Below are 25,657 nucleotides of genomic sequence, written 5' to 3' on the forward strand. Positions count from 1 at the left end.
ATGCCGCTTCCGCCTACACGCTCCGCGCCTCGCGTCTGAACAGCACGTAGAGCGCCGGCAGCACCAGCAGCGTCAGCATCGTCGACGAGATGATGCCGCCGATGACGACGGTGGCGAGCGGGCGCTGGACCTCGGCGCCGGCGCCGGTCGCGATCGCCATCGGCACGAAGCCGAGCGAGGCGACCAGTGCCGTCATCAGCACCGGCCGCAATCGCGCCAGCGCGCCCTCCTCCACCGCCGCGCGGACGGAGCGTCCCTCCCGGCGTAGCCGCTCGATGAAGGCGATGATGACCAGGCCGTTGAGCACGGCGACGCCGGACAGCGCGATGAAGCCGACGCCGGCCGAGATCGACAGCGGCAGGCCGCGCAGCAGCAGCGCGGCGATGCCGCCGGTCAGCGCCAATGGCACGCCGGAGAACACCAGCGCGGCGTCGGCAAACGAGCCCATGCTCATGAACAGCAGCAGGAACACCAGCGCCAGCGCGATCGGCACCACGATCGTGAGACGCTTGGTCGCCGACACCAGTTGCTCGAACTGACCGCCCCAGCCGATCCAATAGCCCGGCGGCAGCTTGACCTTCTCGGCGACCGCGGCCTGCGCGTCGGTCACGAACGAGCCGAGGTCGCGGGCGCGAACATTGGCTGACACGACGATCCGCCGCTTGCCGTTCTCGCGGCTGACCTGGTTCGGCCCCGGCGCCGAGGCGACCGCGGCCACCGACGACAGCGGCACGTAGCGCGGCTGTGCCGCCGAGGAGAAGGCGGTGCGCAGCGGCGCGACATTCGCCTCCTCACCCGCCGGCAGCGGAATCGGGATCGCGCGGATCGCATCGAGATTGCCGCGGAGACGCTCGGGGAGCCGGACGACGATGTCGAAGCGGCGGTCGCCGTCGAACAGCTTCCCAGCAGCCTTGCCGCCGATCGCGATCTCCACCACGCTCTGCACCTCGGCAACGCTGAGGCCGTAGCGCGACAACGCCTGGCGGTCGATCCTGACCGTCAGGATCGGCAGCCCCGCGACCTGCTCGGTCTTGACGTCGGTGGCGCCATTGACGCCACGGATCGCGGCTTCGACCTGGCGAGCCGCCCCCTGCAGGATGTCGAGGTCGTCGCCGAAGATCTTGATGCCGACGTCGCTGCGCACGCCGGAGATCAGCTCGTTGAAGCGCAACTGGATCGGCTGCGAGATCTCGTAGTTGCTGCCGGGGATCTCGTCGGCCGCCGCCTCGATCTCGGCGACGAGCTGCGCCTTCGGCTTCGCAGGGTCGGGCCACTCCTCGCGCGGCTTCAGCATGATGTAACCGTCACCCTGCGACGGCGCCATCGGATCGGTCGCCACCTCCGCCGTGCCGATGCGGGTGAAGACGTCCTTCACTTCGGGTATCAGCCGCAGCCGCGCCTCCAGCGCCTTCTGCAGGTCGACCGAGAGGGTCAGGCTCGTTCCCGGGATGCGCAACGCCGCGAGCGCGACATCGCCCTCGTCGAGGCTCGGGATGAACTCGCCGCCCATGCGCGTCGCGGCAAAGCCGCTCGCCGCGACGATCATCACGGCGACCGCCGCGACCATCAGGCGGTGCGCGATCACGCCGCGCAGCAGCGGCGCGTAGATCCGTCGCGCACCGCGCATGACGAGATTCTCCTGCTCGGAGACCTTGCCGGTGACGAAGATCGCGACCGCCGCCGGCACGAAGGTGATCGAGAACAGCACGGCGGCGCCGAGCGCCATCAGCACCGTCAGCGCCATCGGCGTGAACATCTTGCCCTCGACGCCGGTCAGGGTCAGCACCGGCAGATAGACCACGGCGATGATGCCGGTGCCGAACAGGCTCGGGCCGATCACCTCGCGCGCGCCGCTGACGATGGTCTGCAACCGCTCGGCGGTCGTGAGCAGCCCGCCCTTGCGATGCTGCGCCTGGGCCAGCAGCCGCAGACAGTTCTCGACGATGATGACGGCACCATCGACGATGATGCCGAAATCGATCGCGCCAAGACTCATCAGGTTGGCGCTGACCCTGCTCTCGACCATGCCGGTGATGGTCATCGCCATCGACAGCGGGATGATGCAGGCGGTGACCAGCGCGGCCCGGATGTTGCCGAGCAGCAGGAACAGCACCACGACGACCAGCGCGGCGCCTTCGAGCAGGTTCTTCTCCACGGTGCGGATCGTCGCTTCGACCAGATGGGTGCGGTCGTAGAGCGTGCGCGTGACCACGCCCTCGGGCAGCGATTTGGCGATGTCGTCAAGCCGGGCCGCGACGCGACGCGCCACGGCGCGGCTGTTCTCGCCGATCAGGAGCATCGCCGTACCCAGGATCGTCTCCTCGCCGTTGAGCGTCGCGGCGCCCGTGCGCAGGTCGCGCCCTTCGCTGACCTCGGCGACGTCGCCGATGCGCACCGGCGTGCCGCCGCGGGCGCCGATCACGATGTCCTTGAGCTCGGCGGCGCTGCCGACCTGGCCCGGCGCACGCACCAGATATTGCTCGCCATTGCGCTCGATATAGCCGGCGCCGACATTGGCGTTGTTGGACGCCAGCGCGGCGATGACGTCGCGGAAGCTGATCTTGTAGGCCATCAGGCGGCCGGGATCGGGCAGCACGTGGAACTGGCGCTCGAAGCCGCCGATGGTGTTGACCTCGATCACGCCCGGCACGCCGCGCAGTTGTGGCCGGATGATCCAGTCCTGAATGGTGCGCAGATCGGTCGGCGAGTAGTCCGCGCCGTCAGGCGTCTTGGCGCCGGGCCTGGCTTCGACCGCATACATGAAGATCTCGCCGAGCCCGGTCGAGAGCGGTCCCATCGCCACCTCGACGCCCGGCGGCAGTTGATCCTTGATCTGCTGGATGCGCTCGTTGACGAGTTGGCGGGCGAAATAGATGTCGGTGCCGTCCTGGAACACGACGGTGACCTGGCTCAGCCCATAGCGCGACAGCGAGCGGGTGTAGTCCAACTTCGGCAGGCCGCCCATCGCGGTCTCGACCGGGAAGGTGATGCGCTGCTCGGTCTCGAGCGGCGAGTAGCCGGGCGCCTTGGTGTTGATCTGCACCTGCACGTTGGTGATATCTGGCACGGCGTCGATCGGCAGCCGGGTGAAATTCCAGGCGCCGAAGCCGGCCGCGGCGAGCGCGACGAGCAGCACCAGCCAGCGCTGGCGCACGGCGAAGGCGAGGAGCGCGTCAATCATGCTCGGCCTCCCCCTTGCCCATCTCCGCTTTCACCACAAAGCTGTTCTCGGCGACGTAGTGTTCGCCGGCAGAGAGACCGTCGCGGATTTCGACATAGGTCGGATCCGATTCGCCGAGCGCGACGGGACGCGCCTCGATCTTGTCGCCCTCCTCGCGCACGAACACGACAGTCTTGTTCTCCAGGGTCTGGATCGCGCTGGCGCGGACCGCCACGGCGACGCTGCGCTTGGCCAGAACCAGCCGCGCAGTGACGAACAGGCCCGGACGCAGCCGGCCGTCGGGATTGGCCAGCACGACGCGGGCGAGCGCGGTCTGCGTTTCGCTGGCGCCGACGGGCGCGATGTAGGACACGTGGCCGCGGATCACGCCGCGTCCGTCATCGGGGTCGATCAGCACCTCGTCGTCGAGCCGGACGCGCCTGAGGTCCTGGCGGTAGATCGACAGGTCGACCCAGATCGTGGAGAGATCCGCGACCACGAAGGCCGGCTTCTGCTCGGAGGCGTATTCGCCGAGCGAGATCTGGCGGTCGATGATGGTGCCGCCGATCGGGGCCTTGAGGTCATACGCCGTCAGGCTCTGATTGCTCTCGATCGCGGCGAGCAGCTCGTCCTTGGCGACGGTTTCGCCGATACGCTTCCTGATGGCGCGGACGATGCCGGGAAAGCGCGGCGTCACCTGCACCAGCGCTTCCTGATTGGCCCTGAGCACGCCGTTGAACGACAGCGTATCCGACAAGGTCGCAGGGCCCGCTTCGGCGAGCGCGACGCCGGCGGCGGCGAGCTTCACGTCGTTGATGCGGATGCGGTCGGCGCCATGCTCGTCCTGCTCGACATGGTCCTTCGGCGCGGCCTTCTCGGCATGGCCGACGGTGGCGTCGGCATGCGGCTCCGCCCCGAGCAGCAGCCGCGATGCGCCGGCGCCAGCCGCGGCGGCGAGGACGGCAATCAGGATGATGGTGAATGGTCTCATCGCGCGGTCTCCCGTGCCAGGGTGAAGGGACGGCCGACCAGGCCTTCGATCGTCGCCACGGCGACATGGATGTTCTGCAGCGCCTCCTGCTCGCGCAGCCGCGCCTGTGCCACGCTCGCCTGTGCGTCCAGCACTTCGAGCAGGGAGAAGCGGCCGGCGCTGTAGCCCTGCGCGATCTCGTCGGCGGCCTCCTGCGCCTTCGGTATTGCGATCTCGCGCAGCACGGACAATTCGCGCAGCGAGCCTTGCAGCGAATCGTAGGCGCGGCCGGCGATCACCAGCAGCGCGTTGCGGTTGGCCTTGCGCTCGGCTTCGGTCTTGGCGAGGCTTTCCTGCGCCGAGAGGATGTTGCCCTGGTTCTGGTCGAACACCGGGATCGGCACGGAGACGCTGAGCCTGACCGCATCGTCCTGGGTGTCGTTGAAGTGGCGCCAGCCGGCGCCGACGCGGACATCGGGATAGGGCTTGAGCCGGGCCAGCAGCAGCTCGGCATTACGCTGGGCGTAGACCGCGGTCCAGCGGACGAGCTGCGGATTGGCATCGACGGCCGCGATCACGGTTTGGAACGCCGGCGGCTGGCCGGTCGCATCGAAACGGCCGGTGACGGCCGGAAGCTTCGCCGAGCTGTCGCCGATCAGCACGGCGAGCTCGCGGCGCGCGCTCGACAGCGTCGCCTTGACGCGCTCGCGATCGGCCCGCACCAGCGCCGAGGCGACCTCGGCACGGCCGGTCTCCGCCGGCGACGACGCGCCCGCCTCGACGCGACGGCGCAGCAGCGGCGTCAGGCGATCGAGCGCTGCGACCTGATCGTCGAGGATCTGGATGCGCCGCTGCGTGGCGAGCACGGTGACGAAGGCGATCGCGGTCTCCGACAGCACTTCCAGCCGCACCGCCTGGCGCTGGATCTCGGCGACCCGTACGCCGGCCTGGCCGGCGGCGATGCGCGCGTCACGCTTGCCGAACCATTCGAACGCCTGGCTGATCTGCAAGGTGGTCTCGGCCGACCGCGTGCCGCGATATTGACCCGAGCCGAATGAATTGTCCTGCTCATAGGACAGCTCGGGATTGAGCAGCGCGCCCGCCTGCAGCCGCTGGCCGGAGGCGATGCCGATGTCGCGGTCGGCGGCGGACAGCCGCGGATTGGCGGCGAGCGCGCGCGACAGCGCCGCGCGGAGGGTCAGCGTCTGCGCCGCTGACGCGTGCACGGACAGAACGAGCAGGGCCGCGGCGCCGATGGCGCGCGCAGCCATCCCGGGGAATGGCATGAGATGAACCTGTCTGGACGGGCAAGGATGGACGGCGTCGGCCGTCCGGCACGTTGCGTCAGCTCAGGTGTCTTGGCGGCGGAGACTCGGACTCGGGAAGGATGCCTGCACTGAGCAGGGGAACGGCCCAGCCGGTCGCGGCCACGACCTCGGCCGGGACGGCGGCAAACTGCGGCTGCGGCACGGCCACCGAGAAGCAGCCATGGCAATGATGGTCGGCGACGCCGCGCTGATCGGTGTGGCCCGCCCGGTCGAGCAGCGACGCGATCTCCGGCTTGCCGGCGAAGGGATGGGCGACGTCGATGTCACAGGCGCCGTGCAGCGCGCCGGCGAGAACATAGGCGAGCATCAGGCAGGCAGCCACGATCCGGCGCAGCATGCGCGGACGACTCGTGATGTCTCGTTTGCCAATGCTGCGCACCGCGCCCCCTGTTCGGCCAGCGGATAGCACGCGGCCGGCGCGGTTGTCGATCAGCAACAATGTAACAAGAGGAACCGGGAACGGCGCGCCTGGCGCGGCACAGCGTGCATCCGCCGCGATCGGCCGAAGGAGCGCCCGAGTGCCGATTTCCGGAACGCGCGTGGACCCGTGCGATCACCGGCAAGCCGTGGCGCATGAGCGCGCCGTATTGGCGGCATGCAGCGTGCTTGATTGACTCGCCGCCTTCGCAAACTAAGGTTCGCGTCGCGGAACATGCAGGGCGCGAACTCATCGAACACGCGATGCGCCGCGCGAAGGATCGGAAGACAGATGACGTTGGCGATGAGCTGGGACGAGTGGGCCCGGCATGATGGCATGGCGCTGGCGGCGCGCGTTCGCAATGGCGAACTGACGGCGGCGGAGCTGGCGCGGCAGGCGGCTGAAGGCATTGCCAAGGTCGATCCCGCGCTGTCGGGCGTGGTCGAGGTCTTTGCCGACGCCGTCGAAGATCCCATCAAGGCGGGCGCCAATGCCGACGGCGCCTTCGCCGGCCTGCCGTTCCTGATGAAGGATCTCGGACCGACCATGGCCGGGCGGCTGCAGGAGCAGGGCTCGCTCTACATGCGCGGCAACCGCCCCGCCGCCGACACGCATCTCACGGGGAAGATGCGCAAGGCCGGCCTCAACCTGATGGGGCGCACCACGACGCCGGAGTTCGGCGTCTGCAGCTCGGCGGAGAACCCGGCCGTCTACGTCACGCGCAATCCCTGGAACACGGACTACACGACCTGCGGCTCCTCGGCCGGCAGCGCGGCGATGGTCGCCGCCGGCGTCGTGCCGATCGCGCATGCGACCGATGGCGGCGGCTCGATCCGGATTCCCGCCGGCGTCAACGGCAATATCGGCCTGAAGGTCTCGCGCGGCGTGTTCTCGATCGCGCCGCATCTGTCGGATCTCTCCGGGCTGGTCTCGATCCAGGGCTGCCAGTCGCGCAGCGTGCGCGACACCGCGGCGTTCGTCGACCATTGCCGCGGCGGCGCGCCGGGTGAGTTCATGCCGTACTGGACCACGCCGGAGCCGTATGTCGAGCTGATCAAGCGCGATCCCGGCAAGCTGAAAATCGCGCTGTCGCATCAATGGGGCGACTACCGCGCCACGCCGCACATCGCGGCCGAGCTGGCGCGCGTCGGCAAGTTCCTGGAAGGCCTCGGCCATCACGTCGGCTACGCGCTGCCGGACGTCGATTATCGCGCCGCGTTCGCCGCGCAGACGACCTGCTACATCTCCAACTTCGCGATCGTCATCAACAACCTGCTGGCGCAGCGCAAGCTCGAGCGGCCGCCGGCCGAGCTGATCGAGCCGATCAACATCCGCATCTGGGAAGCGGGTCGCGATACGAGCTTCGCCGAGCGCGCGGCGATGCAGGCGGTGTTCAACACGACGTCGCGCGCCTTCGGTGCCTTCTTCGAGGACTGGGACATCATCCTGACCCCGATCACCGCGCTGCCGACGCCGAAGATCGGCACCACCGAATATCTGACCATCAGCGACAATCCGTCCGTGCTCGACTGGTTCGAGAACCTGTGGCGCAACTTCGCGTTCACGCCGCTCGCCAATCTCTGCGGCATCCCCGCGATCTCGCTGCCGCTCGCGACCAACGAGCACGGCCTGCCGCTCGGCATCCAGGCGATCGGCAAGCAGGCCGACGACGGCCTGCTGCTGCAGCTCGCAGCCCAGATCGAGCGCGCGATCGACGGCAAGTGGAACGGCGGTGCGACACCCGCCGTGCATGTGACCAAAGCCTGAGCCGCGACCACGGGCCACTGATCCGTCGTTGCCCGTCGATCGTTGCCCAGCGTGGATGGTGCCGGCCGGAGCCGGCGCCGCGCACTGGTCGGCGAGGACGAACATGATGGGCGAACGGATCGCGACGCGCTCCGGCAAGGCAGCAGCGGATGCGGCCCTGCCCCGGCGCGGCACGCCGGTCCCGTGGTGACGCCATGCCGAAGATGCGGCGCAAGGCGGACTTGCCGACCAAACTATGCGCTGCGTGCGGCCGCCCATTTGCGTGGCGGCGCAAATGGGCACGCGATTGGGACGAGCTGAAATACTGCTCGGACCGCTGCCGATCCGACCGCGGCCGGACGGCCGCTGCGATGCCCAGGAGCCGAGGAGGCTAGCATCATGATGTCCGGCGTCCCCGCTCCGATGCGCATTCTCGGCCTTGCCGGGCTGATTCCATTCGCGAGCCTCGCGGCATTGGTGATCGCAGGTGACGATCCGATCCGGCAGGCCGCGCTGCGCGCGCAGATCGGCTATGGCGCGGTCATCGTGAGCTTTCTCGGCGCGATCCATTGGGGCGTCGCCGTGCAGACGCCGGCCCTGGCCGGCTGGCCGCGCATCAGCTGGGGGGTGACACCGTCTTTGCTCGGCTGGGTCGCGCTGCTGCTGCCGCCGCTGCCCGCTCTGGTGCTGCTCACAGCCGCGCTGCTGACGGCGCTGGTCTCCGATGAGTACAGCTTCGGCGGCGACGACTCGCGGGCCTGGTTCCTGAAGCTGCGGCGGCTGCTCAGCATCGGTGCGATCCTGTCGCTGCTTGCCACGCTGATAGGCATCGTGGTCGAAGGCGCGCCTTAGAGCCGACCGCTCTGGACAACGCAGCAATCCCTCGGGCAAGCTCGGATATCCCCTCGCGAGGCGCCATGAACATCCTGCTGCTCAATCCCAACATCCGCACCGACATCACCGAGCTGATGCTGCAGGTCGGCCGCGACGCCGCCGCGCCGGGCACGACGCTGATCCCCTGCACCGCGCCGCGCGGCGTGCCCTATATCGCCACCCGCGCCGAGGCGCAGATCGGCGGCGCCGTCGCACTGGAGATGCTGGCGGAGCGCAACGGCACGTTCGACGCCGCGATCGTCGCCGCGTTCGGCGATCCCGGCCTGTTCGCGGCGCGCGAGCTGTTCGACGTGCCGGTGATCGGGCTTGCGGAAGCGGCGATGCTGACGGCCTGCATGGCCGGTCGGCGCTTTGCCATCGTCACTTTCGCGCAGGCGCTCGGCCCCTGGTACGAGGAGTGCGTGCGCATGCACGGGCTGATGGAGCGCTGCGCCGGCATCCGCATGCTCGACGGCAGCTTCAAGCAGATCTCCGACGTGCAGCACGAGAAGGAAGAGCTGCTGGTCGAGTTGGCGCTGCGCGCGGTCGAGGAGAACGACGCCGACGTGCTGATCTTTGCCGGCGCGCCGCTGTCGGGCCTTGCCGCGCGCGTCGCACATCGCATTCCGGTGCCGGTGGTCGACCAGGTGATCGCGGCGGTGAAGCAGACCGAGGCACTGCTCGCCTTGAAGATGCGCAAAGCCACCGCCGGCACCTTCCGCCGCCCGGCCGCGAAGCCGACGACGGGCTTGCCCGAGGCGCTGGCCGCGCGGCTGGAGCATCGCGACGGGTAGTTGGGCCGAGCCAATCTTGTTAGCTGGCGCTCGGGGCGAAACTCGTCCTACTCCCCTACCCCCACTTCCACTTCTGTACACAAGCCGCCGCCGCTGCCTGAAAAGGCGGCACGCTTCTTGCTTTTTCAAACGAATAGAGCAGGAAGCCCATGGCCAGCGTATCGGACGCCAAGTCGCTCGTTCTGGATCGGATCACGCACCGCTTCGCCAGCGGAACGATCGCCGTCTCCGACATCAATCTCGACGTGAAAGGCGGCGAGATCATTGCCCTGCTCGGGCCCTCGGGCTGCGGCAAGACCACGCTTTTGCGCATCATCGCCGGCTTCATCGGCCAGAGCGAGGGGCGCGTCATCATCGGCAACGACGTCGTCGACGCGCTGCCGCCCAATCGCCGCGCGGTCGGCATCGTGTTCCAGAACTACGCGCTGTTTCCGCATCTCTCGATCACCGAGAATGTCGGCTACGGCCTCGCCGCGCGCGGCGTCGACAAGGCGACGCGCAACAAGGAGGCGCAGCGGCTGCTCGACATGGTGCAGCTCGGCCCGTTCGGCGAGCGGCTGCCGCGACAATTGTCCGGCGGCCAGCAGCAGCGCGTGGCGCTGGCGCGCGCGCTCGCGATCAAGCCGTCGATCCTGCTGCTCGATGAGCCGTTCGCCGCGCTCGACAAGAATCTGCGGCTGGACATGCAGATCGAGGTCAAGCGGCTGCAGCGCATGGCCGGCACGACCACGCTGATCGTGACCCACGACCAGGAGGAGGCGCTGTCGATGGCCGATCGCGTCGCGGTGCTCAGCCATGGCCATCTCGAACAGTTCGGCACACCGTCCGAGATCTACGACCAGCCGCAGACGCTGTTCGTGAACAGCTTCGTCGGCACCGCGAACAAGATGAAGGGCGTGGTCGTGACGGCCGATGCTAACGGCGTCAAGGTCGCGCTGGAGGCCGGCGGCGAGATCATCGCCCGCGCACCGCAGCCGGTCCGTGCCTCCGACAAGGTCACCGTCTGCCTGCGTCCCGAGCATCTCACCTTCGTCGGCGATGACTCCGGCTTTGCCGGCGAGATCGGCATGGCGCTGCCGCTCGGCGCCACGGTGGTCCATGAGATCAAGGCGCGCGACGGATCGAGCATCAAGATTTCGCAGGCCCGCACCGGCGGCACGCCTTTGCGCGAGGCCGGCACGCCGGTGCGCGTCGCGCCGCTCGCGCCGGGCCTCGCCACCGTCTTCCCCCAATGAACCAACCGACACATCGGAGTGAAACATGATGCTTGACCGCCGCCGGCTCCTGACCAGCGCGTTGACGCTGGGAGCCATGCACGCCTTCCCCGGTCTCAGCCTCGCGCAGGCGCGACCGCTGGTGTTCGCGACCTTCACCGGAAGCTGGGAAGAAGCACATAAAGCCGTGCTCGTCCCTGCCTTCCGCAAGGCCAACGCTGATGCCGCGATCGTGCTCGATCCGATGCTGTCGGTCGACCAGATCGCCAAGGTCAACGCCGCCAAGGCCAATCCGCCGATCGACGTCATGCTGCACGATCCCGGTCCGGCGCTGGTCGCGATCGGACAGGATCTCGTCGAGCCCTACCCGGCCGACAAGAGCACCTATTTCAAGGACCTGATTCCCGAAGCGCAGGACGCCATGGGCCCGGCGCCGTTCTTCCAGGTCGTCGGCCTCACCTACAATCCCGAGACGGTGAAGACGCCGCCGACGTCGTGGGCCGATCTGTGGAAGCCCGAATTCAAGGGCAAGGTCGGCATCACCAATCTGAACTCCACGCTCGGCACCGGCTGGCTGGTCGAGATCGCGCGCATGCGCGGCGGCTCGGAGGCCAATGTCGATGAGGGCTTCAAGGCGCTGGAGGAGCTGAAGCCGAACCTCGCCGCCGTCGCCGCCAATCCGGGCGCGCTGGCGACCCTGTTCCAGCAGGGCCAGATCGACATCTCGCCCGGCAATTTCAACGCCATCCAGATACTCAAGGCGCGCGGCGTGCCGGTCGAGTTCGTGGCGCCGAAGGAAGGCGCGATCGCCTTCAAGACCACCATCCACATCGTCAAGAACTCGCCGAACAAGGAGCTCGCCTTCAAGCTGATCGAGGCGGCGCTGTCGCCGGAGGTGCAGACGGCACTGATGAATCCGCCCTATCTGATCGTGCCGACCAACACCAAGGTCGCCATGTCCGGCGAGATCGCCAAGGTGCTCGCCAAGGACACCGCGGAGCTGAAGAAGAAGTTCGTGTTCCAGGATTGGAAGAAGATCAACGAGCAGCGCGCGTCGTGGATCGAGAAGTTCAACCGCGACATCAAGATCTGACGCGATGAAGAGCGCGACGGCAGCACCTGGAGACGTGACCAGCTTCAGCCTGGGGCTCGCGTTGCCCTTAGGCCTGGTGTTCGCGGTCTTCTTCGTGCTGCCGCTGGCGCAACTTCTTTTTCTCTCGCTGCACAACGACACCGCGGCGACGGTGTGGGGGCTCGGCCAGTACATCAAGTTCCTGACCGACCCCTTCAGCCTCGCCGTGCTCGGCTCGACCTTGCTGCTCGGCGCCGAGGTGACGCTCGCCTGCCTCGTGCTCGGCTATCCCATCGCCTGGCTGTACCAGCGCTCCGGTAGCCGGGTGCAGACGCTCATCATCATGATCGTGCTGCTGCCGCTGCTCACCAGCGTCGTGGTCAGGACCTTCGCCTGGATCGTCATTCTGGGACGGCAGGGCATCATCAACTCCGTTCTGCAATCACTCGGGTTGATCGGCACGCCGCTGCGCATGATCTACACGCAAGGCGGGCTCATCGCCGCGCTTGCGCAGGTGCAGATGCCGCTGATGGTGCTGCCCCTGATCACGGCGATCGGCCGCATCGATCCCAACCTCTCCGACGCCTCGGCCTCGCTCGGCGCCGGCAGCTGGCGCACCTTCTTCAAGGTGATGCTGCCGCTGTCGATGCCCGGCATCATCGCCGGCTGCACATTGACCTATGCTGCGGCGATCACCGCCTTCATCACCCAGTCGCTGGTTGGCGGCGGCCAGATGCTGTTCATGCCGATGTATCTGTACCAGCAGGCTTCGACCCTGCAGAACTGGCCGTTCGCGGCGGCGATCTCGATCATCTTCCTGTTCGCGGTGCTCGCCATCGTCGCGCTGTTCTCGATGCTCGGGCGGCGTGCCCGCGGCTATGGAGAGGCGCGATGAGCAGGCGGCGAAAAAACTGGGAAGCGCTGAGCTTCCAGATCGTGATGACGGTCATTGCCATCATGGCGCTGATCCTGATCGTCTCGCCGTCGCTGGTCGTGGTCATCGTCTCCTTCACGTCCGGCTTCTCGCTGAAATTCCCGCCGCCCGGTTATTCGACGCGCTGGTACGTCGAATTGTGGAACGCCTGGCAACTGCAATTCGCCGCGCGCAACAGCGTCGTCGTCGCGCTGTGGTCGACGGGGCTCTCGATCGTGCTCGGGGTCGCCGCGGCGCTGGCGATCTCGCGCTCCAAGACGCTGACCGCAAAGCTCCTGGACTCCTTGTTCATGTCGCCGCTGGTGCTGCCCGCGCTCGCCTTCGGGCTTGCGGCGCTGATGTTCTTCTCGCTGGTCGGCCTGCCGGTGTCGCTGCTGACACTCGTCATCGGCCACACCATCGTCTGCGTGCCCTACGTCGTCCGCAACACCGTCGCCGCCCTGGCCCAGCTCGAGCCGACCTTGCTGGAAAGCTCGGCGATCCTCGGTGCCAGCAGGCTCTACACGTTCCGCCGCATCGTGCTGCCGCTGATCCGCCCCGGCATCATCTCCGGCGCGTTCATCGCCTTCATGTCGTCGTTCGACAACGTGCCGGTGTCGCTGTTCCTGCGCGATGCCGCCACCGACATGCTGCCGATCCGGATGTGGCAGGACCTCGAAGGCAAGCTCGACGTCACCATCGCTGCACTGTCGAGCGTGCTGATCATCGCCACGATCGCGCTGATGGCGATCATGGAGAGGACGACGGGACTGTCGAAGCGGCTGACGGGTTAGTGGCGCGAGGTCGGGGGCCTCATGGATCGAGACGCGCCGCGAGGCGGCGCTCCTTACCATGAGGGTCAAGCGGCGGAGCGGCCGCTGCACAGAGGACCATGAACATGCTGTCAGCGTGTTCATGGAGAGCAACCTCATGGAGAAGCGAGAAACCGATCGACCTTGCCGCGGGCGGGACGGCCGTGACTGCGCCCTCGCCCCTTATGGGAGAGGGCATTTACAATAGCGCAACGATCTCGGTCGGGTGAGGGGTCTGTCTCAACGAGTTGCGCTCGCGGAGAGGACCCCTCACCCGACCGAGCCTGAGGATCAGCCGGCGACGCCCTCTCCCACAAGGGGCGAGGGCACTGCATCGCGCAGCGTTGCGGAGGTTGCATCAAAAGACCAGAGATCGGGAAACGAGAAGAGAGTCCGGCGCCGAAGCTGGAGCTACACGTGAACTATGAGCCGTGTGTTCATGGAGAGGGTGAATATCTCGCCGCGAAATCAGCCCTCATCCTGAGGAGCCCGCCGCAGGCGGGCGTCTCGAAGGACGGCCGCGCGCGACGCACTAGGCCCCACGAAAGATCGAATAGCCCCAGGGCGTGAATTTCAGCGGCAGGTGAAAATGCTCCTCGACCTTGTCGATCGCGAAGCGAAACGGCACAGTGGTGAGGAATTTCGTTTGAGCGTTTGCCCCGAAGAACTCGCCGACATGGAACAGCACCTCATACTCGCCAGCCGTGACGCCCTCCCCCTTGACGACAGGCGCCTGCAGCGTGCCGTCGGCGCCGAGCTGTCCCTCCGCGAGCAGCGTGCGATCCGGCGTCAGGCGCCAAATCGCGACGCGCAGGCCACGCGCGGGGCGCCCGTTCGCCACGTCAACCGCATGAACCGAGATCCCGCCGGCCATCACCCACCTCATCCTGTCTTTGCTGCGATGATAGACGCGAAATCGGTCGTCGCGCCAGCCACGCAATGGACTGAGACATCATGTCCGTGACGGCATCCCAGATCGCAAGCGCTGTCCTGGAACGGCAGGCGTCGGCCAGAGAGACGGCCGAGCAGGCGCTTGCGCGCATTGCCGCGGCGCGCGACCTCAACGCCGTCGTCACGATCGATCCCGAACGTACGTACGCTGAGGCCGATGCCGTCGACGCGCGTGTTGCAGTCGGAGAGCAGCTCCCGCTGGCTGGCGTGCCGATCGTGGTCAAGGACAACATCTGGGTCGAGGGTTGGCGCATCACGCAGGGCTCGCGGCTGTTCACCGATTTCATTGCGCCAGAGGATGCGATCGCCATCGCGCGGGTGCGGCGCGCTGGCGCCGTCATTGTCGGCATCGGCGCGACCTCCGAATTCGCTTGCAAGGGCGTGACGACCTCGCTCCTGTACGGGCCGACCCGCCATCCGCTGGATCAGCAGCTCACGCCCGGCGGCTCGTCCGGCGGGCCGGCTGCGGCGGTGGCGGCCGGGCTCGTGCCGCTCGCGATCGGCACCGATGCCGGCGGCTCGAGCCGCCGGCCGCCGGCCCATGTCGGCGTGGTCGGATTCAAGCCGTCCTACGGCGCGATCCCCTATGGGCCTGGCTTTGCCGAGCCGTTCTGGCGCATCTCGGTGATCGCGCCGATCGCCGCCGATGTCGCCGATGCCAGGCTTGCGTTCGAGGTCATGGCCGGTGCCGATCCGCGCGATCCCGATGCGTTCGATGTGGCCGCGGCCGATCAGGAGAAGCCGCTTCGCGTGACATTCTCGCCGCGGCTCGGCTTGGATGTCGCCGTCGATCACGAGGTGAGTGCCGGCTTGCAGCAGGCCGTCGCCCGGCTCCGCGCCAGTGGCATGACAATCGAGGACAAGAATCCGATCTGGCCGGCAGGGCTTGCCGAAGATGCGGTGATGCCGCTGCAGCACGCCGGGCTGGCCGCACTCTACGGCGAAGGCTTTCGCAGCGATCCCACGCAGTTCGACCCGGACATCGCCAAACAGATCGAGCGCGGCCTCGGCCTGAGCGGCGCAGACGTGGCGCGCGCGATGGAAGCGAGCACGCAGATCGCGCGCGCGTTTGCGGCGTTCTTCACCGAGGTCGACGTGCTGCTCGCGCCGACCGTGCCCTGCGTCGCCTGGCCGTTCACGCAGCTCGGCCCAGCGGAGATTGGTGGCAAACCCGCCATGCCGCGGGCGCACGCGGTGTTCACGCCTTACGCCAACCACGCCGGCGTGCCGGCGATCTCGATTCCGTGCGGGACCAATTCGCAGGGCCTGCCCTTCGGCCTGCAACTGATCGCCGCACGCGGGCGCGATCGGATGCTGCTGGACGTGGCGGCGCGGGCGGAGAGAGTGTTGCTTGGTTCGTTTGAATGAGCTCACGGCGGTCTTAACCTCGCCCCGCTTGCGGGGAGAGGTCGGATTGCATCGCCAGATGCAATCCGGGTGAGGGGGTACAGGTCCAACAACGAACACCACTCGTGCGGCTGCCCCTCACCCCGTAAGAACGGGGAGAGGGAGCCCACCGGCTGCGAGGCGCGCGCACCGAACCAACTAACAGGCGACGACACCAGCCCGCCTGCTCACCCCTGCTCGAACTTCTTCGCCAATCTCGCCCGCGTGATGTGGCCGATCTGGTCGATCGCGTTGGCGATCTCGGTATCCATATCGTTGCCGATGCGGCGTTCCATCTCGGCGATGACCGAGGGACGGTCGGCGTGCAGCGCCAGAGCGACGATCAGCGGCATGCCGAACTTGTCGCGGTAGCGGCGGTTGATGTCGGCGACGCGCTCGAATTCGGCGCGCGAGAGCGCGGTGAAGCCGAGCCGACCCTGCTCGCCGATCGAGTCGTTCGTCATCTCACCCGCCAGCGCCTCGCGGCCGGCGAGCTCCGGATGGGCGCGGATCAGCTTCAGCTTCTCGTCGCGGCTCATGGCGCGGACGACGTTCATGAGCGTCGTATGCAGCGCATCCGCGGCGTCGTCGAAGGCGGACAGGCCGGCACGATAGGCGCGGTCGGCAATCTCCGGGGAGTGCTCGAAGATGTCGCCATAGCGCTCGACGAACAGCACGCGCGACATCTGCGACGGCCGCCATACGCCAGCCGGCGGATGCGTCCGGATCCAGTGCCGGGCGATGTCCAGCCGGGTCGCGACCCAGACCTTGTCATGACCCGTGATGTAGTCGAGGAAGCGCGCCAGCGCGGCCGCGCGCCCGGGGCGGCCGACCAGCCGGCAGTGCAGTCCGACCGACATCATGCGCGGGCTCTCCGCGCCCTCTGCGTAGAGCGTATCAAAGCTGTCCTTCAGATAGGCGAAGAACTGGTCGCCGGAGTTGAAGCCCTGCGGGGTGGCGAAGCGCATGTCGTTGGCATCGAGCGTATAGGGCACGATCAGTTGCGGGCCGTGCGGCCCCGCGATCCAGTACGGCAATTCGTCGGCATAGGAATCGGCGCTGTAGACGAAGCCCTGCTGGTTGAGGACGATGTCGAGCGTGCGCTCCGACGTGCGGCCCTGGTAGAAGCCGAGCGGCCGCTCGCCCGTCAGCTCGGCATGGAGGCGGATCGCCTGCTCGATATCGGCGCGCTCGTCGGCTTCGGGGACATCGCGGTAGTCGATCCATTTCAGGCCGTGGGAGGCAATCTCCCAGCCGGCTTCCTTCATCGCGGCGACAGCATCAGGATTGCGCGCCATCGCGCTCGCGATCGCGAACACCGTGACCGGCAGCTTGCGGGCGGTGAACATCCGCCACAGCCGCCAGAAGCCGGCGCGCGAGCCGAACTCGTAGATCGACTCCATGTTCATGTGGCGCTGGCCCGGCCACGGCTGGGCGCCCACGATCTCGGACAGGAAGGCTTCGGAGGCAGCGTCACCGTGGAGGATGTTGTTCTCGCCGCCCTCCTCGTAGTTGATCACGAACTGCACCGCGATGCGGGCATCGCCGGGCCAGCGCGGATGCGGCGGCGTGCGGCCGTAGCCGACCATGTCGCGCGGATAGACGTCAGCACTCATCCGGCTCAGCTCCCGCGATAGGTCTGGTAGCTCCAGGGCGTCGCCAGCAGCGGCACATGGTAGTGCGCGCCGGCATCGGCGACGGAGAAGCGGAGCGGGATCAGATCGAGAAACAGCGGGTCGCCCAAGGCGAGGCCATGGGTCTTGAAATAAGCTCCCATATGGAAGGTCAGCATGTAGGTGCCGGTGGCGAAGTCATCGTCCGCCAGCATCGGCTGATCGGTCCGCCCGTCCGCATTGCTCCGCACCTGCTTGACGCGGCGCCAGGAGCCGTCGGGTTCGAGGACATCGAGATCGATCGCGACGCCGGCCGCGGGCTTGCCCCTGACCGTGTCCAGAATATGCGTGCTCAGCCGCCCCATGCATCGTTCCCTCTCTGCTGCCGGCTCGGAACCCTATCAGCGCCCGGTTAAAGGTTCGAGGCGATTTGCCGTTCAGTTGCAGCCTAGGGGCTGGTCACGTCGCGCTCCCTGCCGAAGTGCTCGACCAGGAAGTCGATGAACAGCCGCACCTTGACCGAGAGGTGCCGCGTCGGCGGATAGATCGCATAGAGCGCCAGCGGCGGCGCGGCATAGTCCGACAGGATCGCGGCCAGCGCGCCGCTCTCGAGCGCGTCCGCCGCGATGAAGCGCGGGATCAGCGCAACGCCCTGTCCCTTGATGGCGACATCGCGCAGCACTTCGGCATTGTTGACGCACAACGACCACGCCGGCTGGACCCAGTGGTCGCCGTCGCGGCCGGTGAGCTTCCACTGATTGCCGGTCAGCAGGAAGCCGTAGGTCAGCGAGGTGTGGCGGCGCAGCTCCTCCGGGCTCTCTGGCGTGCCGTGCCGCGCCAGATAGGCCGGCGCGGCGCAGATGACGCGCTCCACCGGCATGATCCGCCGCGCCACCAGGCTCGACGATTCCAGCTCGGCGATCCGCAAGGTGACGTCGAAACCGTCCTGGACCGGATCGAGCAGGTCGTCGCTCAGCACGATCTGCAACTGCAGCTCGGGATAGCGGGCCATGAAATCGGCGACGACCGGACCGAGCCGCATGGTGCCGAACGACATCGGCGCATTGACGCGCAACAGCCCACGCGGCGCGGCCTGCGACTGGCTGACCGCCTGATCGGCGGCGTCGAGCTCGGCGAGGATCGCGACGGCGCGCTCGAAATAGAGCTGTCCGGTCTCGGTCGGGCTGGCATGGCGCGTGGTGCGGACGATCAGCTGCACGCCGAGGCTCTGCTCGAGCTCGCCGATATATTTCGAGATCGCCGAGCGCGACAGCCGCAGCTGCCGGCCGGCTTCGGCGAAGCTGCCGCTCTCGACCACCTTCACGAAGGCCCGCAGGCTGCTCAGCTTGTCCATGGTCCCCGGACCGTCATTGTCGCCAAATCGTAGACAGAGACGTCACAAGACCACGGATTGTCTCCAAATCAAAGCGGACCAATATGGCGTCCAGGAAATCAAGCGGCCCTCTGGGCCTACCGACAGGAGATCCACATGCCCGGACTTCACCACGTCACCGCCATCGCCGGCGACCCGATCCGCAATTTCGGCTTCTACACCCGCGACCTCGGGCTGCGCTTCGTCAAGAAGACGGTCAATTTCGACGATCCCGGCACCTATCACTTCTATTACGGCGACGAGACCGGCCGCCCCGGCACCATCCTGACCTTCTTCCCCTGGGCCGGCGTGCGGCCGGGCCGCCGCGGCGTCGGCGAGACCCACCAGACCGCGTTCCGCGTGCCGCAGCGCTCGCTCGGCTACTGGACGCAGCGCCTGACCGAGAAGGGCATCGCCTATGAGGCGCTGGAGAAGCGCTTCGGTGAATCCGTGCTGCCGTTCACCGATCCCGACGGCATGGCGCTGGCGCTCGTCGGTGTCCCCGGCGCCGAGAGCGAGCCCGGCTACAGCAACGGCGACATCCCGGCCGAGCACGCCATCCGCGGCTTTCATGGCGTCACGCTGCTGCTCGACTCCGCCGAGAAAACCGCAGCCGTGCTGACCGACGTGTTCGGCTTTGCCGAGACGGGCCGCGAAGGCTCGGTGATCCGGTTCAAGGCGCCGGGCGATGCGCAAGGCAGCGTGGTCGACATCTACGAGGCCAAGGGCTTCCTGCGCGGCGCGCAGGGCGCGGGCTCGGTGCACCACATCGCCTTCCGCGCCGCCGACGACGCCGCACAGGGCATGATGGCGCAGCGGCTGGTCGATCGCCACGGCCTGCACCCGACCGAGCAGAAGGACCGCAACTACTTCCGCTCGATCTACTTCCGTGAGCCGGGCGGCGTGCTGTTCGAGATCGCGACCGACATCCCGGGCTTCGCGGTCGACGAGCCGGTCGCCGAGCTCGGACAAAACCTGAAGCTGCCCGCTTTCCTCGAATCGCATCGCAAGCAGATCGAGGGCGTGCTGCCCAACCTCGAGGAGGCCGCATCATGACCGCCACATTGTCCTTCACCCACCGCTTCCAGCCCGCAAGCGCGGCCGGCGCAGCGCCGCTGCTGCTCCTGCACGGCACCGGCGGCGACGAGAACGATCTCTTGCCGCTCGGCGCCACGCTCTCGCCCGGCGCGGCTCTCCTCTCGCCACGCGGGCAGGTGCTCGAGCACGGCATGCCGCGCTTCTTCCGCCGCCTGGCGGAAGGTGTATTCGACGAGGACGACGTCCGCCGCCGCGCGCGGGAGCTCGGCGCCTTCGTCGGCGAGGCGCGTCGGCATTACGGGATCGGAGCGCCGGTCGCGGTCGGCTACTCCAACGGCGCCAACATCGCCGCAGCGCTGCTGCTGTTGCAGCCGGAGGCGTTGGCCGGCGCGGTGCTGTTCCGAGCCATGGTGCCACTGAGCCAGCCGCCGGCGGTCAAGCTGACGCGTCAGCCGGTGCTGATGCTGTCGGGGCTGGCCGATCCGATCGTGCCCGCCAGCAATTCGGCGAAGCTGTGCACCGAGCTCACCGAGGCCGGCGCTGACGTGACCCACACGACGCTGCCGGCGGGGCACCAGCTGTCGCAGGCGGACATCGCGCTGGCGCGCGACTGGATCGCCGGACTGCCGCAGGCGATTGCCGCCTGAAGATGCTTGCGGCTCCGGCCGCTCCTGACCAAGAATGTCGCCTCATCACGCATCGGACCGCCCTCGCGGCTCCGATGCTGGCGGATGGATGGGAAGGATCTTGGGCATGGCCGTCGACAAGCTGTTCATCAATGCGCGGCTCGACCGCGGCGCGCGCCATGCGATCACGGTCGACGGCGGCCGCATCAGCGGCCTTCTCGCCGAGACCGAGCGCCCCGAGGCGCGCGAGGTGATCGATCTCGGCGGCGCGCTGGTCGTGCCCGGCTTCGTCGAGGGCCACATCCATCTCGACACCAGCTTCTATGGCGATGCCTGGAAGCCGCACAAGCCCTGCACCAACGGCTTCGACGTGCATGAGCGCGTCACCTTCCAGGCCCAGAACATGGCCGCGGCCGCGCCGATGGACGTGCGCGCCCGCAACCAGCTCGATCTCTGCATCGGCCACGGCACCACGCGGATGCGCAGCCACGTCATGGTCGACGGCTCGGTCGGCCTGACATCGCTGGAAACGATCCTGCGCGTGCGCGAGGAGTATCGCGAGCTGATCGAGATCCAGCTCGTCGCCTTTCCCCAGAGCGGCATCCTCAAGAGCCCGGGCACGCCCGAGCTGCTCGACGAGGCCATCCGGCTCGGCGCCGACCTCGTCGGCGGGCTCGACCCCGCGAGCTTCGACCGCGACGTCGAAAAGCATCTCGACGTCGTGTTCGGCACAGCGCACAAGCACGGCGTCGACGTCGATATTCATCTGCACGATCCGGGCATGCTCGGGCTGTTCGAGCTGGAGCAGATCGCGGCGCGCACGCGCGCCCTCGGCATGAAGGGCCACGTCGCGGTCAGCCACGCCTATGCGCTCGGCGACCTGCCTGCTGACCCGCTGAAGAAGATTGCCGATGTCCTGGCGGCGTCTGGCGTTGCCATCATGACCAATGCACCGGGTGCGCGGCCCTTCCCGCCGGTGGCGCTGCTGCGCGCGGCCGGCGTCACCGTGTTCAGCGGCAACGACAACATCCGCGACTCCTGGTGGCCCTACGGCGACGGCGATCTGTTGAACCGCGCCATGATGGTCGGCTACCGCTCCGGGTTCTATGTCGATGACGAGTTGCGGATGGCCTTCGACCTCGTCACCGAGGCCGGCGCCAAGGTCTTGAGGCTTGCCGATTACGGCCTGCGCGCCGGCGCGCGGGCCGACTTTGTCACCCTCGATGCCGAGCACGTTCCGCAGGCCGTCGTCGCCGTGCCAAAGGGCCGCTCGGTCTACAAGGACGGCCGCCTCGTGGCGCGCGACGGCCGTGTGATCAGGCAACCGATCTAGGCCGGCGTCATTGGGCGGGCTCGACCGGTGCCTGTGAGCGCGGCGGCTCGGCGCGCGACACGGTGGCGGCCTCGATCCAGCGCGTCACCGCCGACAACTGCCCGCCGGACTCGCGATAGGCCTGCAGCTGATAGTCGGCCGAGCTGCCGAACTGCATGATGATCCGGCAGTGCTCGACCTCGGCGAGACATCCCAGCGCCTCCGCATGCGGCGCGACGTCCGCGATCATGCGGTTCAGGATCTCCTGGCCCGTCACCGGACCGTCCTCGGTCACGAACAGACAGTCGGTGCCATAGCGCTGCGCCCGCCACTTGTTTTCGACCGCGATCGCACGCTCGACGTTGCCGACGGCCTCGGCAAGATCGGGATTCAGGTACAGGTGGCGCGCCAAGGCGCGATAGAGCGAGGCAATCGCCACGGCGTCATCGACCGAGGTGCAGACGTCGGGGGCACGCAGCTCCAGGGTCGGATGCCGCAGCGACGGCCGCATCGCCCACCAGACGTGACTCTCGTCCGGCATGACGCCCGACTTCGTCAGCGCCGCCACATAGCGATCATATTGCTGCTTCGAGGTGAACAGCTCGGGCAGGCCACTGCGCGGCAGCTCGTCGTAGGCGGCGAGCCGATAGCCCTTCAAGCCCGTCTCGCGCGAATTCCAGAACGGCGAGGACGCCGAGAGCGCGATGAACACCGGGATGTAGGGGAGCATCGCCCGCATCACCGCGAAGCGCAGGTCCGGGTCCGGCAACTGCACATGCACATGCATGCCGCACAGCATGTTGCGCTGGCCGACGATCCGCAGGTCTTCCATCATCTCCGCGTAGCGCGGCTTGGGACTCGGCAGTGAGCTGCGCCACGTCGCGGTCGGATGCGTGGAGCAGGCCAGGATGGTCAGGCCATACTGGCTCGCCACGCTGGCAACCTCGCGCCGCAGGAATTTCAGCTCCTCGCGCGCATCGCCGACATCGACATGGACGTTGGTGGCGACCTCGAGCTGGGCCTGCAGCATCTCGCGCATCGCCTGTCCGCCGGTCGACCAGTTGGCGGCCTCGAACAGGTCGTCCGGCGTCCGGATCGCGACATCGCGCGTCTGCGCGTCGACGAGAAAGTATTCCTCCTCGATGCCGAACGAATATTCCGTGACCTCCTCGCTGCCGGTGGCCGAGCGGATCACCAGACGCCGCTCGTCATCGCTCAGGCCGAGCCGCAGCTTCTCCAGGATGCGTGGATCCAATCCCATGTGATCAATCCTGTCAGACGTCAAATGCCGTGAGTCTGCAGCCATGCCTCCAGCAGGGCCGCCTGCCACAGCCGCGAATGTCCCTTGGGGCTCATCTCGGCCTCGGGGTGCTGCAACATGTGGTCGATGAAATCGCGTCGGTAGAGACCGCGTGCACGCGCCTTCTCGTCATTGAGCAGGTCGCGGACGTAGTCGAGAAACGGGCCGCGCAGATAGCGCAACAACGGCACCGGAAAGTATCCCTTGGGGCGGTCGATCACCTCCGCCGGCACGCAGCGGCGCGCCGCCTCCTTGAGAATGTGCTTGCCGCCGTTCTTCACCTTCAGCTCGGCGGGCATGCGCGCGGCCAGCTCGACGACCTCGTGATCCAGGAACGGTACCCGCGCTTCCAGCCCGAACGCCATCGTCATGTTGTCCACCCGCTTCACGGGATCGTCGACCAGCATGATCTCGGTGTCGATCTGCAGAACCTTGTCGATCGCGGAGGCGCCCGCGTGGTCGACGAAGAAGCGCTCCACGAAGGCTAGGCTGACGTCGTCGCCAAGCATCTCCGGTGCCAGCAGCCGCTGCAGGTCGGAATGCGTCCAGTCGAAATAGGCGTTCTGATATTGCTGAACGGGATCATTAGCCGAGAGGAAGCCCGGATACCAGCTGTAGCCGCCGAATATTTCGTCGGCTCCCTGTCCGCTCTGCACCACCTTAACGCGCTTGGCGACCTCAGATGACAGCAGATAGAACGCGACGGCGTCATGGCTGACCATCGGCTCCGACATGGCAGCAATGGCGCCGGGGAGCGCCTGCAGCGCGCGGTCGCCGCCGATCCTGATCTGCTCGTGATTGGTCCCGAACGTCCGCGCGATGATATCCGAGTAACGAAACTCGTCGCCCGAATGCGCGCCCACCGCATCGAACCCGATCGAAAAGGTCCGGATGTCCTCGTGTCCGAGCTTCGACAGCAGCGCGACCAGCAACGACGAATCGAGGCCGCCGGACAGCAGCACGCCCACCGGCACGTCGGCCACGCGCCGGCGGTCGACCGCTGTCGTCATCGCCTCGAGCAGCGCCTCCGACCACTCCTCCTGGCTCATGGCGCGATCGGTCGGACGCTGCTCGCCGACCGAGAACCTCCAGTAGCGCTCGCGATGCTGCGTGCCGTCGGGCTCGATCGTGAGCAGAGTGGCAGGCTCGAGCTTCTTCACACCGCGCAATATCGTGCGCGGCGCCGGAACGGCGGCGTGGAAGCTGAAGAAGTGATGCAAGGCGATCGGATCGAGCGCCGTATCGACCTCGCCGCCCGCCAGCAGCGCCGGCAATGACGACGCAAAGCGAAATCCGTGAGGACCATCGGTGTAGTAGAGCGGCTTGATGCCGAGACGGTCGCGCGCCAGCAGAACGCGCCCGCTGTCGCGTTCCCACAGCGCAAAGGCGAACATCCCCTTGAAGCGCTGCACGCAGGATTTGCCCCAGGCATGGTAGGCCTTGAGGATGACCTCGGTGTCGCCGTCGGAAAAGAAGCGATAGCCCTTCGCCTTCAGTTCGTCGCGAAGTTCACGGAAATTGTAGATGCAGCCGTTGAATGCCAGGCCGAGACCAAGCGCCGCGTCGATCATCGGCTGCTGTGCCGCAGCCGAGAGATCGAGAATGCTCAGGCGGCGATGGCCGAGCGCAAGCCCGCCCTGCACGTAGAGGCCGGCCGCATCAGGACCACGCGCCTGCATCGCATCGTTGATGCGGCCGAGCGTGGACAATGAGGGCCTTCCGGAAAAGCTGATTTCGCCACAAATGCCGCACATCGCGGGATCTTTCAGTTCCTGCTGTTCTAAGTACCTCCGACAACCCGTTGTGATCGCTTGCGTTCCGCGGCAAAATCAGCAGTCCCTGCGGCGAATAGCGGAACAATTTCGGCGGGCTTTGCCGCGCGCGCGACCAGCACGTGGTCCGGTGGCACCTCGATCCAGTCAGGCTCCTTGTCATACGGCTCGGAGACCGCGATCACCTGATTGCCGTCTTCGCGGAAATACAGCGAATTGGCGCGGTCATTCTCGGCGAAGCGAAACGCATAGAGATCGTGGCCGTTGGACAGCGCCGAGGTGAAGCGCAGATGCTCACGCAGACCATCCTCATTGACGAGCTCACAGAGTGATCGCAGCACCTTGCGCGTCGCGCCGATCGGGTCCGGATCAATGCCGGCACCGACAATGGCGAGGAACACGGCTTCAGAATCGGTCGTGCCCAGCCGCGACGGATACAGCGCGTCCGGGATCAGCGCCTCGACCTTGCGCCGCAGCCTGTTCCAGCTGCCGACGAAGCCGTTGTGCATGAACAGCCAGCGGCCGCAGGCGAAGGGATGGCAGTTCTGGCGAGTGACCGCCGTGCCGGTCGCGGCGCGGACATGAGCGAAGAACAGATGCGAGCGCAGATGCCGGCTGAGATAGCGGAGATTCTCATCCGACCAGGCCGGCCGCGTCTCGCGATAAAGCCCCGGCTCTGGATGATCGCCGTACCAACCGAGACCGAAGCCGTCGCCATTGGTGCCCGCGGTCGATTCCAGCGCGCGGATGCTCTGCGTCACCAGGGAATGTTCCGGCTCGGTCACATAATGCTCGAAGGCGGTCGTTTCTCCGCGATAGGCGATCCAACGGCACATCCTTGCCCTCCGGTTCAATGAATGAGCTCGAGGCACGCAAAAACGTGTCACGTTCTTTTCGGATCATGCGGAAACGCCTTCGGAGCAGAGCTGGTTCCGCGCTGCGAGTCGCGCGCTGTGAGTCAGGCCGTAGGACTGGGATCCCTTGCCG

General features: G+C 67.3%; 23 protein-coding genes. 12 read left to right on the top strand and 11 right to left on the bottom strand.

The window, feature by feature from the left end; genetic code table 11:
* Positions 1 to 13: 13 nt before the first annotated feature.
* From QX128_RS31030 to QX128_RS31045, 4 genes are read right to left on the bottom strand one after another with little or no spacing between them, the layout of a single operon-like run.
* A complete protein-coding gene (locus QX128_RS31030) occupies positions 14 to 3,181 on the bottom strand; it encodes a CusA/CzcA family heavy metal efflux RND transporter (RefSeq protein ID WP_316239430.1) in 3,168 nt (1,055 codons plus the stop codon).
* Positions 3,174 to 4,151, bottom strand: a complete 978-nt coding sequence (ihpB, locus tag QX128_RS31035) for a divalent metal ion exporter adaptor subunit IhpB (RefSeq protein ID WP_316239431.1) — start codon at positions 4,149 to 4,151, stop codon at positions 3,174 to 3,176. The genes QX128_RS31030 and ihpB overlap by 8 nt, the downstream gene beginning before the upstream one ends.
* Positions 4,148 to 5,416, bottom strand: coding sequence for a divalent metal ion exporter subunit IhpA (gene ihpA / locus QX128_RS31040; protein ID WP_316182827.1), 1,269 nt, complete (start codon positions 5,414 to 5,416; stop codon positions 4,148 to 4,150). Before ihpA ends, ihpB begins: the two co-directional genes overlap by 4 nt.
* A gap of 58 nt (positions 5,417 to 5,474) precedes the next feature.
* Complete coding sequence (locus QX128_RS31045) at positions 5,475 to 5,894, bottom strand: hypothetical protein (RefSeq protein ID WP_316182826.1); 420 nt, start codon at positions 5,892 to 5,894, stop codon at positions 5,475 to 5,477.
* A 273-nt stretch (positions 5,895 to 6,167) separates the two neighbouring features.
* Here QX128_RS31045 and QX128_RS31050 point away from each other — a divergent pair, with 273 nt between their 5' ends.
* The 8 genes from QX128_RS31050 to QX128_RS31085 all read left to right on the top strand — a co-directional run bounded on the left by QX128_RS31050 (position 6,168) and on the right by QX128_RS31085 (position 13,282).
* Positions 6,168 to 7,643 (top strand): amidase, encoded by a 1,476-nt coding sequence (locus QX128_RS31050; protein WP_316239432.1) that lies wholly within the window; start codon positions 6,168 to 6,170, stop codon positions 7,641 to 7,643.
* Between the two features lie 194 nt (positions 7,644 to 7,837).
* On the top strand, positions 7,838 to 8,017 hold the full coding sequence (locus QX128_RS31055) for a DUF2256 domain-containing protein (protein WP_315805241.1): 180 nt from the start codon (positions 7,838 to 7,840) through the stop codon (positions 8,015 to 8,017).
* Positions 8,018 to 8,021: 4 nt separating this feature from the next.
* Complete coding sequence (locus tag QX128_RS31060; RefSeq protein WP_315805242.1) at positions 8,022 to 8,474, top strand: DUF3429 domain-containing protein; 453 nt, start codon at positions 8,022 to 8,024, stop codon at positions 8,472 to 8,474.
* 65 nt (positions 8,475 to 8,539) lie between these two features.
* Positions 8,540 to 9,289 (top strand): aspartate/glutamate racemase family protein, encoded by a 750-nt coding sequence (locus tag QX128_RS31065; protein ID WP_316239433.1) that lies wholly within the window; start codon positions 8,540 to 8,542, stop codon positions 9,287 to 9,289.
* Between the two features lie 149 nt (positions 9,290 to 9,438).
* Entirely contained in the window at positions 9,439 to 10,524 is a 1,086-nt protein-coding gene (locus QX128_RS31070; protein WP_316216696.1) for an ABC transporter ATP-binding protein, read from the top strand.
* 25 nt (positions 10,525 to 10,549) lie between these two features.
* Positions 10,550 to 11,596 carry an ABC transporter substrate-binding protein gene (locus QX128_RS31075; protein WP_316239434.1) on the top strand — a complete coding sequence of 349 codons (1,047 nt, stop codon included), beginning with the start codon at positions 10,550 to 10,552 and terminating at the stop codon, positions 11,594 to 11,596.
* Positions 11,597 to 11,600: 4 nt separating this feature from the next.
* A complete protein-coding gene (locus tag QX128_RS31080; protein WP_316239435.1) occupies positions 11,601 to 12,470 on the top strand; it encodes an ABC transporter permease in 870 nt (289 codons plus the stop codon).
* Complete coding sequence (locus QX128_RS31085; RefSeq protein ID WP_316216698.1) at positions 12,467 to 13,282, top strand: ABC transporter permease; 816 nt, start codon at positions 12,467 to 12,469, stop codon at positions 13,280 to 13,282. Before QX128_RS31080 ends, QX128_RS31085 begins: the two co-directional genes overlap by 4 nt.
* Positions 13,283 to 13,832: 550 nt before the next feature.
* Here QX128_RS31085 and uraH (QX128_RS31090) read toward each other — a convergent pair.
* Complete coding sequence (gene uraH, locus QX128_RS31090; protein ID WP_315805248.1) at positions 13,833 to 14,174, bottom strand: hydroxyisourate hydrolase; 342 nt, start codon at positions 14,172 to 14,174, stop codon at positions 13,833 to 13,835.
* A gap of 80 nt (positions 14,175 to 14,254) precedes the next feature.
* On the opposite strand from uraH (QX128_RS31090), the gene QX128_RS31095 reads away from it, so the two are divergent.
* The gene (locus tag QX128_RS31095; protein WP_315805249.1) at positions 14,255 to 15,619 is read left to right on the top strand and encodes an amidase; all 1,365 of its coding nucleotides are present in this window, start codon (positions 14,255 to 14,257) and stop codon (positions 15,617 to 15,619) included.
* A 206-nt stretch (positions 15,620 to 15,825) separates the two neighbouring features.
* Here the strand turns inward: QX128_RS31095 and puuE are convergent, their stop codons facing one another.
* The 3 genes from puuE to QX128_RS31110 all read right to left on the bottom strand — a co-directional run bounded on the left by puuE (position 15,826) and on the right by QX128_RS31110 (position 18,604).
* The gene (gene puuE / locus QX128_RS31100) at positions 15,826 to 17,253 is read right to left on the bottom strand and encodes an allantoinase PuuE (RefSeq protein WP_316239436.1); all 1,428 of its coding nucleotides are present in this window, start codon (positions 17,251 to 17,253) and stop codon (positions 15,826 to 15,828) included.
* A 5-nt stretch (positions 17,254 to 17,258) separates the two neighbouring features.
* Positions 17,259 to 17,615 carry a hydroxyisourate hydrolase gene (gene uraH / locus QX128_RS31105; RefSeq protein WP_315805251.1) on the bottom strand — a complete coding sequence of 119 codons (357 nt, stop codon included), beginning with the start codon at positions 17,613 to 17,615 and terminating at the stop codon, positions 17,259 to 17,261.
* Positions 17,616 to 17,698: 83 nt separating this feature from the next.
* A complete protein-coding gene (locus QX128_RS31110; RefSeq protein ID WP_316239437.1) occupies positions 17,699 to 18,604 on the bottom strand; it encodes a LysR family transcriptional regulator in 906 nt (301 codons plus the stop codon).
* A 135-nt stretch (positions 18,605 to 18,739) separates the two neighbouring features.
* Between QX128_RS31110 and QX128_RS31115 the strand changes: the two genes are divergently transcribed.
* From QX128_RS31115 to QX128_RS31125, 3 genes are all read left to right on the top strand, one after another.
* A complete protein-coding gene (locus QX128_RS31115; RefSeq protein ID WP_316239438.1) occupies positions 18,740 to 19,678 on the top strand; it encodes a ring-cleaving dioxygenase in 939 nt (312 codons plus the stop codon).
* Positions 19,675 to 20,307 carry an alpha/beta hydrolase gene (locus QX128_RS31120; protein ID WP_316239439.1) on the top strand — a complete coding sequence of 211 codons (633 nt, stop codon included), beginning with the start codon at positions 19,675 to 19,677 and terminating at the stop codon, positions 20,305 to 20,307. Before QX128_RS31115 ends, QX128_RS31120 begins: the two co-directional genes overlap by 4 nt.
* 106 nt (positions 20,308 to 20,413) lie before the next feature.
* Positions 20,414 to 21,619 (top strand): amidohydrolase family protein, encoded by a 1,206-nt coding sequence (locus tag QX128_RS31125; RefSeq protein WP_316216704.1) that lies wholly within the window; start codon positions 20,414 to 20,416, stop codon positions 21,617 to 21,619.
* 7 nt (positions 21,620 to 21,626) lie between these two features.
* Here the strand turns inward: QX128_RS31125 and QX128_RS31130 are convergent, their stop codons facing one another.
* From QX128_RS31130 to QX128_RS31140, 3 genes are read right to left on the bottom strand one after another with little or no spacing between them, the layout of a single operon-like run.
* Positions 21,627 to 22,859, bottom strand: coding sequence for a carboxylate-amine ligase (locus QX128_RS31130; protein WP_316239440.1), 1,233 nt, complete (start codon positions 22,857 to 22,859; stop codon positions 21,627 to 21,629).
* Positions 22,860 to 22,879: 20 nt separating this feature from the next.
* Entirely contained in the window at positions 22,880 to 24,652 is a 1,773-nt protein-coding gene (locus QX128_RS31135; RefSeq protein WP_316239441.1) for an N-acetylglutaminylglutamine amidotransferase, read from the bottom strand.
* 26 nt (positions 24,653 to 24,678) lie between these two features.
* Complete coding sequence (locus QX128_RS31140; protein WP_315805258.1) at positions 24,679 to 25,506, bottom strand: class II glutamine amidotransferase; 828 nt, start codon at positions 25,504 to 25,506, stop codon at positions 24,679 to 24,681.
* Positions 25,507 to 25,657 lie beyond the last annotated feature (151 nt).

This window comes from Bradyrhizobium sp. SZCCHNR1015 (assembly GCF_032489875.1).
In the GTDB taxonomy this organism is placed as follows: domain Bacteria; phylum Pseudomonadota; class Alphaproteobacteria; order Rhizobiales; family Xanthobacteraceae; genus Bradyrhizobium.

What these genes read in the sequence shown, in the direction of transcription:
- QX128_RS31110 (WP_316239437.1), bottom strand. Translation starts at nt 18,604, where the DNA reads ATGGACAAGCTGAGCAGCCTGCGGGCCTTCGTGAAGGTGGTCGAGAGC.
- QX128_RS31080 (WP_316239435.1), top strand. Translation starts at nt 11,601, where the DNA reads ATGAAGAGCGCGACGGCAGCACCTGGAGACGTGACCAGCTTCAGCCTG.
- QX128_RS31115 (WP_316239438.1), top strand. Translation starts at nt 18,740, where the DNA reads ATGCCCGGACTTCACCACGTCACCGCCATCGCCGGCGACCCGATCCGC.
- QX128_RS31095 (WP_315805249.1), top strand. Translation starts at nt 14,255, where the DNA reads ATGTCCGTGACGGCATCCCAGATCGCAAGCGCTGTCCTGGAACGGCAG.
- QX128_RS31050 (WP_316239432.1), top strand. Translation starts at nt 6,168, where the DNA reads ATGACGTTGGCGATGAGCTGGGACGAGTGGGCCCGGCATGATGGCATG.
- QX128_RS31070 (WP_316216696.1), top strand. Translation starts at nt 9,439, where the DNA reads ATGGCCAGCGTATCGGACGCCAAGTCGCTCGTTCTGGATCGGATCACG.
- QX128_RS31130 (WP_316239440.1), bottom strand. Translation starts at nt 22,859, where the DNA reads ATGGGATTGGATCCACGCATCCTGGAGAAGCTGCGGCTCGGCCTGAGC.
- QX128_RS31055 (WP_315805241.1), top strand. Translation starts at nt 7,838, where the DNA reads ATGCCGAAGATGCGGCGCAAGGCGGACTTGCCGACCAAACTATGCGCT.
- uraH (WP_315805251.1), bottom strand. Translation starts at nt 17,615, where the DNA reads ATGGGGCGGCTGAGCACGCATATTCTGGACACGGTCAGGGGCAAGCCC.
- QX128_RS31085 (WP_316216698.1), top strand. Translation starts at nt 12,467, where the DNA reads ATGAGCAGGCGGCGAAAAAACTGGGAAGCGCTGAGCTTCCAGATCGTG.
- QX128_RS31120 (WP_316239439.1), top strand. Translation starts at nt 19,675, where the DNA reads ATGACCGCCACATTGTCCTTCACCCACCGCTTCCAGCCCGCAAGCGCG.
- QX128_RS31030 (WP_316239430.1), bottom strand. Translation starts at nt 3,181, where the DNA reads ATGATTGACGCGCTCCTCGCCTTCGCCGTGCGCCAGCGCTGGCTGGTG.
- QX128_RS31060 (WP_315805242.1), top strand. Translation starts at nt 8,022, where the DNA reads ATGATGTCCGGCGTCCCCGCTCCGATGCGCATTCTCGGCCTTGCCGGG.
- uraH (WP_315805248.1), bottom strand. Translation starts at nt 14,174, where the DNA reads ATGGCCGGCGGGATCTCGGTTCATGCGGTTGACGTGGCGAACGGGCGC.
- ihpB (WP_316239431.1), bottom strand. Translation starts at nt 4,151, where the DNA reads ATGAGACCATTCACCATCATCCTGATTGCCGTCCTCGCCGCCGCGGCT.
- QX128_RS31065 (WP_316239433.1), top strand. Translation starts at nt 8,540, where the DNA reads ATGAACATCCTGCTGCTCAATCCCAACATCCGCACCGACATCACCGAG.
- ihpA (WP_316182827.1), bottom strand. Translation starts at nt 5,416, where the DNA reads ATGCCATTCCCCGGGATGGCTGCGCGCGCCATCGGCGCCGCGGCCCTG.
- QX128_RS31075 (WP_316239434.1), top strand. Translation starts at nt 10,550, where the DNA reads ATGATGCTTGACCGCCGCCGGCTCCTGACCAGCGCGTTGACGCTGGGA.
- puuE (WP_316239436.1), bottom strand. Translation starts at nt 17,253, where the DNA reads ATGAGTGCTGACGTCTATCCGCGCGACATGGTCGGCTACGGCCGCACG.
- QX128_RS31135 (WP_316239441.1), bottom strand. Translation starts at nt 24,652, where the DNA reads ATGTGCGGCATTTGTGGCGAAATCAGCTTTTCCGGAAGGCCCTCATTG.
- QX128_RS31125 (WP_316216704.1), top strand. Translation starts at nt 20,414, where the DNA reads ATGGCCGTCGACAAGCTGTTCATCAATGCGCGGCTCGACCGCGGCGCG.
- QX128_RS31140 (WP_315805258.1), bottom strand. Translation starts at nt 25,506, where the DNA reads ATGTGCCGTTGGATCGCCTATCGCGGAGAAACGACCGCCTTCGAGCAT.